Below are 12,629 nucleotides of genomic sequence, written 5' to 3'. Positions count from 1 at the left end.
ACGCAGATGAGCAGGAGCGGTTCGTCTAAACGAAGCGCGAAGCCTTCGAAGCCGTCCTACATTCTCGACGATCAGATCGGTTTCATCCTGCGTCAGGTGTGGCAGCGCCATGCGGTGATCTTCGGGCGGGAAATCGGAATCAACGTGACGTCGACGCAATGGGCGGCGCTCTCCAAGCTGGCCGAAACCGGACCATGCTCGCAGAACCTGCTCGGGCGGCTGACGTCGATGGACGTCGCCACCATCAAAGGCGTGATCGACAGGCTCACCGCACGCGGCCTGACCGAAACCTGCCGCGATCCCGATGATGGCCGCCGTCTTCTCGTCAGCCTCACCCGCCTCGGTCAGCAGATGGCCGAGAAGGCCGCGCCGAACGCGGCTGTGATCACGAAGGAAACGCTGGCGCCGCTCGATGCGAACGAACGCGAGACCTTGATGGCGCTGCTCAGCAAGCTGCGGTGATGATGTTGCAAGATCATCGTTTGCTGTGTCCGATCAGATATGGGTTGCCTCGGCCTTGCCCGGATGCGTGCCGGCGCGTTGCGGCAGTAACGCCACGCAAGCGATGATGACGGCGGCCAGGATGGCCGAGGCGTAGAACCTGCTGAATGCCAGGCCACCATCGTCCAGCGGTTTGTCGAGCAGGTCTCCCAGCGTCGCGCCCAGCGGCCGGGTCAGAATGAAGGCGGCCCAGAACAGCAGCGTTCTCGAGATGCCCGTGAAAAAATAGGCCGCCGCAATCAGCGCGAGGCCTCCGGCGAACACCAGCGCGCCGCCTTCGTAACCGAGGTCATTGGTGTCAGCCATCCAGTCGCCCAGCGCCGTACCAAGGGTCTGGGAGAAAAGGATCGCAACCCAGTAGAATGTCTCGATCGGCGGCGTTGAAACCGTATTGACCGAAATCGATCCCGCCGACCGATACCAGATCGCCAGTGAGGCCATCAGCAGCACGAACAGCAGGCCGGCGCCGCCGGGATAACCGATGCCGAGCGACCGGTCGGCGAAGTCGGCCGTGGTGGTGCCTGCCGTCGTGGTCGCTATCACCACGAGCCAGTAGAGAAATGGATGAAATTTTTTCGCCGAAATCTGTGCCACGACGGCAACCGCGAAGATGCCGATGAAGATGAAGCTGCCGACGGCGTAGCCGAGGTTCATGGACATCGAAACGGCGTCGCCGCCGGTTTCGCCGAGCGTCGTTGCCAGTATCTTGATGATCCAGAAGACGAGCGTGACCTCCGGAACCTTGCTTCGGTCAATATCCCGATCCATGCAGTTGCCCGTCATTTCTGAAAGTCGTCGCGGCCGCCGCGCTACTTCGCGCTCTGGCGTTGGACTTCGGTGGCCCGTCGAAGCCGATTGAGATTGTCGAGCGAGGCCAGTGCCGACTCTGGTTTCGCGGCGGCCAGCGAGAGCACCAAAGCTTCCAGGCCCACCAGAGTCGCGCCGTGCAGTGCCATCTGGCCCGGACGCCCGCGCGGAATTGCCACGCGGACATCGGCCAATTTTGCCAGCGGCGTGTCATCGGCTTCGGTGACCAGAACGGTTGGCAGGCGTAGCGCCCTGGCTTCGGCGAACACAGCCTTCACTTCCCGGTAGAGGCGGCCATAGGCGAGGATCAGCAGAGTGTCCCCGGCACGCAGATCGAGAAGTTGGTCGGCCAGCATCGATCCTGTCGCGCTGATCGTCCGGCTGCGGCGGCCGCTTCGCGTCAACAGAATCGAGACATAGGCCGCAAGCGCAGCGGATGGGCCGATCCCGAACACGGCGATCCGCTCGGCCTTATCGAGAACATGAACGGCCTCGGCCATCTCGCCGCGGCATTTTGCCGATCGCAGGACGGCCAGACCCTCGGCATGGGCGTGTAATATGCCGTCCAGCGCTTCGCCGGTCGTCTTCTTGAGATCGACCAAGGTACGCCGCATGTCGTCGGCCGGCGTCGAGACTGGTCCCGAGTTCAGGATGGCGTTCTTGAGGTCGGCCAGGCTGGTGAAGCCCAGGGCTTGAATGGTGCGCAGCACGGTGGCGTCGGAAGTGCCGATGCGAGCGCCGAGCGCGGCGGCGGAACTGGCCAAAACGATCTGCCGGTTTTCGTCGATGAATTTCGCCACGCGAAGGCCGGCGGCGCCGAGCTGCTGGTTCGCCCGTCGCAGCATGCGGTCGAGCTTGGTCCCAAAATCGATGGCGGCTTCGACGGTCAAGGGCGGTTCCGGGCTCCGATGATGGCCGTAAAGTAGCAAAATAATCTCGATATAGAAATATGTAGTATATACTACATTGGCCTATCTCAAGCGGTTTCGCGCAGCCGATGCCCAATGGCAGCAGACAATTGATACGTTTAGGGATGTGCGCCAGTCTGGTGCTGGCGCTGCTGACGCGAGCGGCTGTTGCCGGACCGCCCTATGTTTCCGACGATCCTGAACCGACCGACTACCAGCACTTCGAGATCTATACCTTCAACAGCGGCACGGTGACGCGCGGCCGCACGGCGGGCGAGAGCGGCATTGATTTCAACTATGGCGCGGCGCCCGACCTTCAACTCACCGCAACCCTGCCCGCGGGCTTTGATCAAACCGCCGGCGGCGGCACCAGCGTCGGCTTGAGCAATATCGAACTCGCTGCCAAATATCGTTTTCTGCATCAGGATACGTTCGGTCTCGACGTCAGCATTTTCCCGCGCATTTTCCTTCCGAGCGGTTCGGATAATGTTGGCGACAACCACGCGTCGCTGCTGTTGCCGGTGTGGGTGCAGAAGGACTGGAGCAGCGGATGGTCGGCGTTCGGTGGCGGCGGATGTACTTTCAGCGAACTCCGTGCGGTCGATTTTTGCCAGGCAGGCGCCGTCCTGACCTATCAGCTTCTGCCCAGGCTCCAGGTCGGAGCGGAGATCTTTCACCAGACCGCCGATTCGAACGGCACGCCGGCGACATCCAGTGTCGGCGTCGGATGGCGCTACGATCTGAACGATAACTATCACCTGCTCGGTTATGTCAGGCGCGGAATCGAGAATACCAGCGAGACCGATCGATATTCCTGGTACGCCTCCGTGCTGTTTACGTTTTGAGTTGACGACGTGGCGCCTGTGCTGGCGCGCTACCGGATGAGAGAGGAGATTGGGTGAGTTTCGAATTCTGGCAGCTATGGGCAGTTCTGTCCGCGATATTCGCCGCGCTGACGGCCATCTTCGCGAAAATCGGCGTCGAGAATATCAACTCCGATCTGGCAACGTTCATTCGGACGGTCGTGGTGCTTTTCAGCTTCCTGGTGCTGCTGCTTGCCACCGGCCAGTTCGTGCAGCCGGAGTCCATTTCAGGCCGGACATGGACCTTCCTGATCCTTTCTGGTCTGGGAACGGGAGCGTCCTGGCTATGCTATTTCCGCGCCCTCAAACTGGGACCGGCATCGCTGGTCGCGCCGGTCGACAAGCTTAGCGTGGTGCTGGTCGCGATTTTCGGCGTGCTGATATTAGGCGAAAGGCCTTCGCCTGCCGGATGGCTGGGAATCGCCATGATCGGCGGCGGCGCCGTGCTCCTGGCGTCCGGAGCCTGAGCAACAGCGCTGATCGCGCTGCCGATCGACAGCAAGGTAACAACTAACGCCCGACGATCTCCGGAATCCGGTCGGCCGGCGGGGTGTTGCGGCTGCGCTGGGTGCGCACGATGCCGTCGATGATGGTCATGCCGATGCCGGGCAGGTCGCCGAGCTGCACGCTTTCGAGGATGTTCTTGCCCGGTGAATGCTGCGCTCTGTCCATGAGGACGAAATCGGCGGAGCGGCCGACTTCGATCAGGCCGCAATCGAGCGCCCGCATCCGCGCCGTATTGCCGGTGGCAAAGCAGAAGGCGAGTTCGGCGGGCACCTCGCCGAGCGAGGACAGCAGCGACACCATGCGCAAAATGCCGAGCGGCTGCACGCCGGAGCCGGCCGGTGCGTCGGTGCCCAGGATGATGCGGCTGAGATCGCCCATCTCGCGCGCGGTTCGTAACGTATAGAGCGCCGAGCGTTCATTGCCGTTGTGAACCAGTTCGAGCCCGCGCTTGCAGCCCTCGCAGATACAGCGGATCTGGTCATCGGGCAGCGCGGTATGGCCGCCATTGATATGGCCGACCACATCGGTGTCGGCCTCCAGCACCACGTCCTTGTCGATCAGGCCGGAGCCCGGGATCGACGGGCCGCCGGTGTGGATGGTGCTCTGGATGCCATATTTGCGCGCCCATCCGACCATCTTACGCGCGGTCGGTCCGTCCTTGACGCCGCCAAGGCCGATCTCGCCGAGCAGCTTGACGCCGGCGGCGGCCAATTCCTTGAAATCCTCCTCGACCATTTCGCATTCGATGACCGGCGCGCCGGCATGAACCTTCACCCCGCCGGGACGAAGCGTCCAGAATGCGCGCTGCGCGAAGATCGCCATCGCCTTGAGTCCGACGACGTCGCGCGGCCGGCCGGGCATGTGAACCTCGCCCGCGGAGATCATGGTGGTGACGCCGCCATGCAGGGAGCTGTCGATCCAGCCGCTCTGGTTTTGCCGCGGCGTCCAGTCGCCGGCGACGGGATGAACATGGCTGTCGATCAGGCCGGGGGCGACGGTGGTGCCGTTGGCGTCGACGATGGTCGTGGCGCCTTCGGTATCGACGTCCTTGGCGCGGCCGATGGCGGCGATCCTGCCATTTTCGGCGACGATCGTATCGGCGTCGAGGATCGGCTTTTCCAGGGCGCCCGAAAGCAGCAAGCCGATATTGCGGATCACCAGCTTGCTGGGGCCGGCGGCCTGGGGTGCATCGTGAGCCATGAGAAGGTTCCCTTCTGGTAACTGAAATCGCTTGCGATTTTGAACGTGCCTTGACGGCGGGGCCAAGCTGAATTAGTCATTTGTATACGAATGAATTTGATTGGCAACCGGGATTGCCGGATCCGGTGCCGACCAGGCCCAAACTCGGATCAGACGATGAGCAATTTCAATCAGGAAAGTGTTTTGAGCGTCCATCACTGGACCGACACGCTATTCAGTTTCACCACCACCCGCGATCCCTCGTTCCGCTTTCGCAACGGCGAGTTCACGATGATCGGCCTCAAGGTCGGCGAGCGGCCGCTGCTGCGCGCCTACAGCGTCGCCAGCGCCAATTACGAGGACAATCTCGAATTCTTCTCCATCAAGGTGCCGGACGGGCCGTTGACCTCACGCCTCCAGCATCTGAAGGAAGGTGACGAAATCATCGTCAGCCGCAAGGCGACCGGCACGCTGGTGATCGATAATCTCGAGAACGGCCGCAATCTCTATCTGGTCGGCACCGGCACCGGGCTGGCGCCGTTCCTGAGCGTGATCAAGGACCCCGAGACCTACGAGCGCTTCGAGAAGGTCGTGTTGCTGCATGGTTGCCGCCGGGTCGCGGAGCTCGCCTATGGTGAGATGATCACCGAGGAATTGCCGAACGATGAATTGATGGGCGAATATGTGCGCAACCAGTTGATCTATTATCCGACGGTGACGCGCGACCCGTTCCGCAATCGCGGCCGGATTACCGACCTGATCACATCGGGCAAGCTGTTCGCCGATATCGGCCTTCCGTCGCTTCAGTCCGAACACGACCGCGTCATGATCTGCGGCAGCCCGTCGCTGGTCCAGGACACGCGCGTGTTACTGTCGGACAAGGGTTTTGTCGAAGGCAATCACGGCGAGCCGGCCCAGTTCGTGGTCGAGAAGGCCTTCGCCGAGCGCTAGGACATTGCCGGTTCTGATTGAACCAGAACCGAAGCTCTGGATTCTTGTTTTGGCGCGTTTTCTTCATGCGAACCTGTATCCACCCCGGATCAAGTCCGGGGCAGGTTGTCGCTCGAAAACGCTCTCGCGCGCGATATCGTCGCTTGCGATGGGCTGCGGCTATTCCGCAGCCTTTGCCGGCTCGGCCCCGAACATGCGGGTCGGTGCGGGAAATCCGCACGACGTGCCGTCGGTGATCTTGACCTGATCTTCCCAGGGCAGCCGGAACGTGCCGGCGACCATGTCCTGCATGAACGTGTAGGGGCAATCCATCGCCCCGCCTTTGACCGCGACATAGCCGCGGTGCCAAAGCTGGTAGATGTTGTTTTCGACGCCCCAGTGGATCCGCGCCTCGCGCACGAGATCGGGACGCACTTCCGCGGTTATGATCTCGTCCGCCCGTCCGGTGGTGCCGTGAGCGATGACGCTGCCGTCGAAATTCACGATCATGCCTTCGCCCATCGAATCGAACGACCCGTCGGAGCCGCACATGCAGACATTGGCCGTGACCATGAGATTCTGGAACGCATTGGCCTGATTGGTGAAGCGCCAGCTTTCACGGATCGGCGCGGTGTAGCCGGCGGTGCGGATCATGATCTCCGCGCCCTTATAGGCGCATTCGCGCGCCATTTCCGGGAACATGCCGTCATGGCAGATGATCAGCGCGATCTTGGCGCCTTTCGGTCCTTCGACCACGGGAATGCCGATATCACCGGGCTCCCACGGTTCGACCGGAATCCACGGGTGGAATTTTCGATAGTAAAGCTTGATGTCGCCGTGGTCGTCGATGATCAGCCCGGAATTATAGGGATTGCCGTGGGGGTTGAATTCCATGATGGAAAAGCAGCCCCAGATCTTGTGATCGATGCAGGCCTGCTTGAAGGCTGCGACTTCCGGGCCATCGAGCCGGCACATGATGTCGGGATTGGTATCCATCGACAGGCCGTGCAGCGAATATTCGGGGAAGACAACGAGGTCCATGGTGCCGAGGTTACGGCGCGCCTTGCCGACCATAGACACGATGCGTTCGGTCTGGCGCGCGAGATCTGCCTTGGTCGCCACGACAGGCAATTGCAATTGGACTAGCCCGATGACCACGCCTTCCGGAGATTTGTTGAGACCGCCAAGCCCATTCATGTCCACCTCCTTGAAACGCCGTGCATTGGTCGCGACCGCTGCGAAACAAAGCCGATTTCTGTCAACGGCAACAGATTATTTTTCAGGCGAACGGCTAATGATTAGCCAGCACAAAGCCTCCAGGATTTTCGGCCACGTTCGCCTCGTCAATCCTTGATGGCTTTCATTCTGCCGACCAGCAGGTCGGCCACCAGCCGGCCCGACGGCGACATGTTCCGCGCGGCCAGTTGAACCAGCGTCACCTGCGTCGCTTCTAGGCGTTCGTCGCGCAACGGCACGGCCACCAGCAGTCCCGCTTGCAGCGAGGGCATCGCGGTGTCGCGGGGCAGGAAGGTGGCGAGGTCGGTTCGCGCGGCAAGCGTCTGCGCGAAAGCGAGTGAGTTGGTTTCGTTGCAGATTTCGAGTCCGATCCGGCTGCCGGCGCAGGCCCGGTCGATTTCCTGTCTGATGCCGAAGGATATGTCCGGCACGACCACGCGTAGGCCGGCGAGATCCTTGACCGAACAATGATCCCTGCCGGCCAGAGGATGACGGGGCGATACGATCAGGCATAGCGACTGCCGCATCCGCGCCAGTTCGATCAGGTCGCGCCGCGGCGACCGGCCGAACACCAGGCCAAGATCGACGCCGTTGTGGCCCACCGTTTCGGCGACGGCGCGCGAACCCAACACCGTGATGGAAATCGAAATGCCCGGATAGTCGTTTGCGAGATCGATGACGAAATTCGACAGGAAGTTCGCGAGCATTCCCTCCACGGTCGCGATCTTGACCTGACCGCGCCGCAGGGTGTCGAACTCCTGCACCTTGACCCGGATGCCGTCGAGCTGGTTGCGGTTCTCGATCGCATAGCGATAGAGCAGGTGGCCGGCATCGGTCAGGGTCATGCCGCGCGCCCCGCGCTCGAAAAGCTTGACCGACAATTCCTCTTCGATGGCCTGTACCTGGCGGCTGATCGCACTGGGGGCAATGCGGAGCGAGGCGGCAGCCTGTTTGATCGAGCCGCTTTCGGTCACCGCCCGGAAATACCGGATTGCGGTCGATTCAATCATGGGGTTCCTTGGGGCAAATTTGCCCAAAATATCGGCAGGTATTGGCTAATGTTCGAATTATTCGACCTGAAATCTCTAATTTCAATGCTTTTATTCGAATGTTCTATTTGCCATGCTGTGCTGTTGCTGTGATTTGGCGGTCTGAATAAGGAGCTTGGGATGTTCGGTTCGAAATGGGTCCGTTGCTCGGTTTTGCTGGGCACCGCGGTGCTGGCGGCCGCGTCTTGGAGCGCGACGGCATCCCCGGCCAGGGCTGAAGACGTCATTCGATTCGGCGCCCCGCTGCCGCTGACGGGGCCGTTGGCGCCGGAAGGCATCAAGCAGAAGGAAGGTTATGACCTCTGGGCCGAGCAGGCCAACAAGGCCGGCGGCATTTCCGTGGGCGGCAAGAAATACAAGGTCGAGATCGTTTATTCCGACTACCAGTCCAACACGCCGCGCGCGGTGCAGACCACCGAACAGATGATCACGCAGGACAACGTCAACTTCCTGTTCGGCGCGTTCGGTTCCGGCGCAGCCAAGGCGGCGAGCACGGTTTCCGAAAAATACAAGGTGCCGACGATCGCCGCGGCCGCTTCGTCGGTTCAGGTCTACGACCAGGGCTACAAGTATTTCTTCGGCACCTTCACGCCGAACGACACGCTGACCACGCCGCTGACCCAAATCGTCAAGGCCAAGGCGCCGGATGTGAAGAAGGTGGCGATTCTGGCGCGCAACGACCTGTTCCCGCTGGCGATTGCGCAGGAGATGGAAAAGTCGGCGAAGGCGAACGGCCTTGAGGTGGTCTATTTCGAGAAATACGCGATCGGCACGCTGGATCATTCGGCGGCGCTGTCGCAGATCAAATCGCTGTCGCCGCAATGGATCTTCATCACCGGCTACGTCAACGACCTGCTGCTGGCGCGCAAGCAGATGGTTGATCAGGAGATCAAGGCGCCGGTGGTCACGATGATCGCCGGTCCGGCCTATCGCGACTTCATCGATTCGGCCGGAAAAAGCGCGGAGAACCTCACCAGCGCGTCGTGGTGGCATCCGGCCGAGGAATATCAGGGCAAGGACGTTTTCGGCTCGACCAGCAATTTCGTGAAACTGTTCCACGCCAAATACAATTACGATCCGGATTACGGGCAGGCGTCGGCCGCGGTTTGCGGCGCGCTGTTTCAGCTTGCGATCGAGAAGGCCGATTCGCTCGACCGCGATAAGGTGCGCGACGCGCTCGCGAGCCTGGACGTCGTGACGTTCTGGGGCCCGGTCAAGTTCGGAGCCAACGGCCAGATCAATTCGCTGGAGCCGCCGGTGTTCCAGATCCAGAACGCCAAGCCCGTCGTGCTGTTCCCGGAAGCGATCAAGCAGGGCGACCTCCAGCTCGGCGTCAATTGACGGCGATTATCGCGGCCGGCGAGGATCGGATATGTGGCTAACCCAGGTGCTCATCAACGCCCTGGTGTTGGGCTGCCTTTACGCGTGTATCGCGATCGGCTTCTCGCTGGTCTGGGGCGTCCTCAACGTCATCAACCTGATCCACGGCTCGTTCATCGTCCTCGGCTCCTATCTCGCGTTCGGCCTCTACCAGACGCTGGGGATCTCGCCCTGGTATGCGATCATCGTCGCCGCGCCGCTGTTTTTCGTCCTCGGTTACCTGTTGCAGTTTCTGTTGCTCAACCGCGTCATCAATGCGCCGGTGCTGGTGACGTTGACGATGACCTTCGGGCTCGACCTGATTCTGAACAATGCGATGATCTATTTCTTCAAGGCGGACTACCGGAAGCTCACGTTAAGTCCGCCGATGGGGTCGGTCTCGCTGTTTCACGCGGTGGTGCCGATTGATCGCCTGATTGCGACCGTGGCCGCGCTGGCCCTGACGGGCCTGCTTTATCTGGTGTTGCGGCGCTTGCGGGTTGGCCGCGCCATCGTCGCGGTGAGGCTTGACCGCGATGCCGCAGTGCTGATGGGCGTCGACGTCAAATCGATCTACGCCGTCGCGTTCGGTCTTGGCGCGGCGCTGGCCGGGTGCGCGGGCGTGTTGATGGCGCTGGTCTACCCGATCTCGCCGCTGACGTCGTCGACCTTTCTCGGCAAGGCCTTCGTGGTCTGCGTGCTCGGCGGTCTCGGCAGCGTATCCGGAGCGCTCGCCGGCGGCGTGTTGCTGGCGTTGGTTGAAGGGGTGGGTACGACTTTTCTGGGGCCGGAGCACGCGACCACGCTGTCCTTTGTGCTGCTGATCGTCTTCCTGATCGTCAGGCCCCAGGGGCTGCTTGGCCGAAAGGGTTTTGAATGACCCGGTCCAATGCGGCGCTGCTGGTGTTGCTGGTCTGCCTTGCTGCCTTGCCGCTGTTCGGCGGCGCTTACGCGCTGCGGCTCGGCACCATCGCCTGCATGTATGCGATCCTCGCTTTGTCGTGGAACGTGGTCGGCGGCCTGGCCGGGTATCCGTCATTTGCAACGGCGGCATTTTTCGGCTTCGGCGCCTATGCGACCGGCGTGCTGCTCAACATGGGCCTGCCGCTATCCCTGACCATCCTGCTCAGCTTCGTGACGTCGTTTCTGTTGGCAGGCCTGCTCGGCGCCGTGCTGCTGCGGCTGCGCGGCCATTACTTCGCGATCGCGAGCCTGTCGCTGGTCGAGGTCTTGAGCGAACTCGTCAACAATGCCACCGATCTCACCGGCGGCGGCATGGGCCTGAATATCCCGCTCGCGTCCGGGTCCGGCATCATGGCGGACGCCATGTTCTTCTTCTACGCGATGTGGGGAATATTGCTGGCGACAGCGGTGACGGTGATCGCGGTTTCGATGTCGAAGCTCGGCTTCGGGCTGTCCTGTATCCGGCAGAACGAAACCGCTTCCGGCATGGTTGGTCTCAACGCGACGCTCTACAAGAGCATCGCCTTCGGATTGTCGGCCTGTTTCGTCAGCGCCGCCGGCGGCATCTATGCCGCCTGGGTGCATTACATCGATCCCTCCGACGTGTTCGATGTGCTTTATTCCGTCAAGCCGATCGTGATGGCGCTGATGGGCGGGCTCGGATCGCCCATCGGGGTGGTGGCCGGCGCGTTCCTTTATTTCGGCCTCGAGGAAGTGGTCTGGCGCAATTACATCCAGATCCATAGCGGCGTGCTCGGTGTGCTCATCGTTCTGCTGCTCCTGTTTCTGCCGCACGGCCTGATATCGTTGCGCCCCGGCATGTTCAGGCGAAAGGCGAAACATGTCTGAGGGCGCGTCTGAGATCCTGCATCTCGATAACGTATCCCGGCGTTTCGGCGGGTTGCAGGCGCTGCGCGGGGTCACGCTCGGCATCGCCAGGGGTGAAGTGCTGGGATTGATCGGCCCGAACGGCGCCGGCAAGACCACGCTCGTCAACACCATCTGCGGGGTGACGCCGGCAAGCGGGGGCACCGTCACCTTCCTGGGCAAGAACATCACCCGGATCAAGACCTATCAGGCGGCGCGGCTCGGCCTGTCGCGCACCTTCCAGATCGTGCAGCCCTTTGCCGAATTCTCCGCGCTCGACAATGTCGCCGCGGCGGCCCTGTTCTCGCAGCCGGGCGAGAGCCTGACTTCCGCGCGCGAGGCGGCCCGCGCCCATCTCGCCTTTGTCGGGCTGGAGGCGCAGGCGACCCAGCCGGCCGCGACGCTGACGCTTGCGATGCGCAAGCGGCTCGAATTGGCAAAGGCGCTGGCGATGAAGCCGAAACTGTTGTTCCTCGATGAGGTGAATGCCGGCCTCAACAGCGCCGAGGTGGCGCGCGCGACCAAACTCATTCACGAGCTGGCGGCCGGCGGCATCACCATCGTCATGATCGAGCATTTGATGAAGGTCGTGCTCAATGTCTGTACCCGCATCGCGGTGCTTCACAATGGCCAATTGATCGCGGATGGCGCGCCGCGCGACGTCATCAAGAATCCCGCCGTGGTCGACGCCTATCTCGGGCAGCAATACGCACAACGGAATGCGGCCGGTGTCTGATTCCCTCATCATCGAATTGCAGCAACTCTGCGCCGGTTATGGCGAGGTGCAGGTGCTGTGGGGCGTCGACATGAAGGTGCGGCAGGGCGAGATCACCGCGCTGATCGGCTCGAACGGCGCCGGCAAGACCACATTGATGCGGGTTCTTTCCGGGCTGATCCCGGTACAGAGCGGCCATTATTTCGCCGATGGCAGGGACGTCGCGGGCGACACCGCCGCCGAGCTTCTCGCCCGCGGCGTCGTCCACGTTCCGGAAGGACGACGGCTGTTCGGCGCCATGAGCATCGAGGACAATCTCCTGATGGGCGCCTATTCGCGCAAGGTGAGCCGTGCCGAACTCGGCCGCGATCTCGATTCCGTCTATGGCACGTTCCCGAAGTTACGCGAGCGCCGCAACCAGGCGGCGGCGACCTTGTCCGGCGGTGAGCAGCAGATGTGCGCGATCGGGCGTGGCCTGATGAGTGCGCCGCGGCTTCTGATGATCGATGAATTGTCGCTCGGCCTGTCGCCGCTCCTGGTCGAGCAACTGGTCGCTGCGCTGCGGGCGCTGAATGCAAAGGGCATGTCGATCCTGCTGGTCGAGCAGGACGTCACCACCGCGCTCGACATCTGCCACTCCGCCTATGTCATGGACATGGGCCGCATCGTGCGAACGGGGCCGGGCGCCGAATTGCTGGCCGATCCGATCATCCGCGAGGCCTATCTCGGCGTGCTCGAGGATTGA

At 62.0% G+C, this 12,629-nt stretch carries 14 protein-coding genes; 9 read left to right on the top strand and 5 right to left on the bottom strand.

The features are described from left to right. The first annotated feature begins 6 nt into the window (after positions 1-6). A complete protein-coding gene (locus HB630_RS08260) occupies positions 7-462 on the top strand; it encodes a MarR family winged helix-turn-helix transcriptional regulator (RefSeq protein ID WP_213771626.1) in 456 nt (151 codons plus the stop codon). A gap of 33 nt (positions 463-495) precedes the next feature. Here the strand turns inward: HB630_RS08260 and HB630_RS08255 are convergent, their stop codons facing one another. Together HB630_RS08255 and HB630_RS08250 are read right to left on the bottom strand one after the other, a co-directional pair. Next, positions 496-1,269, bottom strand: coding sequence for a hypothetical protein (locus HB630_RS08255; RefSeq protein WP_213771624.1), 774 nt, complete (start codon positions 1,267-1,269; stop codon positions 496-498). 41 nt (positions 1,270-1,310) lie between these two features. Then, complete coding sequence (locus HB630_RS08250; protein ID WP_213771622.1) at positions 1,311-2,198, bottom strand: MurR/RpiR family transcriptional regulator; 888 nt, start codon at positions 2,196-2,198, stop codon at positions 1,311-1,313. Between the two features lie 143 nt (positions 2,199-2,341). On the opposite strand from HB630_RS08250, the gene HB630_RS08245 reads away from it, so the two are divergent. Both HB630_RS08245 and HB630_RS08240 read left to right on the top strand, forming a co-directional pair. Continuing rightward, positions 2,342-3,061 (top strand): transporter, encoded by a 720-nt coding sequence (locus HB630_RS08245; protein ID WP_249780721.1) that lies wholly within the window; start codon positions 2,342-2,344, stop codon positions 3,059-3,061. Positions 3,062-3,114: 53 nt separating this feature from the next. Continuing rightward, positions 3,115-3,546 carry an EamA family transporter gene (locus tag HB630_RS08240; RefSeq protein ID WP_213771620.1) on the top strand — a complete coding sequence of 144 codons (432 nt, stop codon included), beginning with the start codon at positions 3,115-3,117 and terminating at the stop codon, positions 3,544-3,546. Between the two features lie 43 nt (positions 3,547-3,589). On the opposite strand, the gene HB630_RS08235 is transcribed toward HB630_RS08240, so the two are convergent. Then, positions 3,590-4,786 carry an amidohydrolase family protein gene (locus HB630_RS08235; RefSeq protein ID WP_213771618.1) on the bottom strand — a complete coding sequence of 399 codons (1,197 nt, stop codon included), beginning with the start codon at positions 4,784-4,786 and terminating at the stop codon, positions 3,590-3,592. Positions 4,787-4,942: 156 nt separating this feature from the next. Between HB630_RS08235 and HB630_RS08230 the strand changes: the two genes are divergently transcribed. Beyond that, positions 4,943-5,716, top strand: a complete 774-nt coding sequence (locus tag HB630_RS08230; protein WP_213771616.1) for a ferredoxin--NADP reductase — start codon at positions 4,943-4,945, stop codon at positions 5,714-5,716. A 159-nt stretch (positions 5,717-5,875) separates the two neighbouring features. Here the strand turns inward: HB630_RS08230 and HB630_RS08225 are convergent, their stop codons facing one another. Together HB630_RS08225 and HB630_RS08220 are read right to left on the bottom strand one after the other, a co-directional pair. Further along, a complete protein-coding gene (locus HB630_RS08225) occupies positions 5,876-6,892 on the bottom strand; it encodes a formamidase (RefSeq protein ID WP_213771614.1) in 1,017 nt (338 codons plus the stop codon). 146 nt (positions 6,893-7,038) lie between these two features. Next, positions 7,039-7,941, bottom strand: a complete 903-nt coding sequence (locus HB630_RS08220) for a LysR family transcriptional regulator (RefSeq protein WP_213771612.1) — start codon at positions 7,939-7,941, stop codon at positions 7,039-7,041. Positions 7,942-8,100: 159 nt separating this feature from the next. On the opposite strand from HB630_RS08220, the gene HB630_RS08215 reads away from it, so the two are divergent. The 5 genes from HB630_RS08215 to HB630_RS08195 are packed head-to-tail and all read left to right on the top strand — an operon-like array spanning position 8,101 to position 12,629. Next, positions 8,101-9,321 (top strand): amino acid ABC transporter substrate-binding protein, encoded by a 1,221-nt coding sequence (locus HB630_RS08215; RefSeq protein ID WP_213771610.1) that lies wholly within the window; start codon positions 8,101-8,103, stop codon positions 9,319-9,321. Positions 9,322-9,352: 31 nt separating this feature from the next. Continuing rightward, positions 9,353-10,219, top strand: coding sequence for a branched-chain amino acid ABC transporter permease (locus HB630_RS08210; protein ID WP_213771609.1), 867 nt, complete (start codon positions 9,353-9,355; stop codon positions 10,217-10,219). Beyond that, on the top strand, positions 10,216-11,151 hold the full coding sequence (locus HB630_RS08205; RefSeq protein ID WP_213771608.1) for a branched-chain amino acid ABC transporter permease: 936 nt from the start codon (positions 10,216-10,218) through the stop codon (positions 11,149-11,151). The genes HB630_RS08210 and HB630_RS08205 overlap by 4 nt, the downstream gene beginning before the upstream one ends. Beyond that, a complete protein-coding gene (locus HB630_RS08200) occupies positions 11,144-11,905 on the top strand; it encodes an ABC transporter ATP-binding protein (protein WP_213771606.1) in 762 nt (253 codons plus the stop codon). Before HB630_RS08205 ends, HB630_RS08200 begins: the two co-directional genes overlap by 8 nt. Then, the gene (locus HB630_RS08195) at positions 11,889-12,629 is read left to right on the top strand and encodes an ABC transporter ATP-binding protein (RefSeq protein ID WP_213771605.1); all 741 of its coding nucleotides are present in this window, start codon (positions 11,889-11,891) and stop codon (positions 12,627-12,629) included. The genes HB630_RS08200 and HB630_RS08195 overlap by 17 nt, the downstream gene beginning before the upstream one ends.

The organism is Bradyrhizobium sp. dw_78 (assembly GCF_018449525.1).
Classification (GTDB): domain Bacteria; phylum Pseudomonadota; class Alphaproteobacteria; order Rhizobiales; family Xanthobacteraceae; genus Bradyrhizobium.
This window is presented reverse-complemented; position numbering and strand designations above follow the sequence as displayed.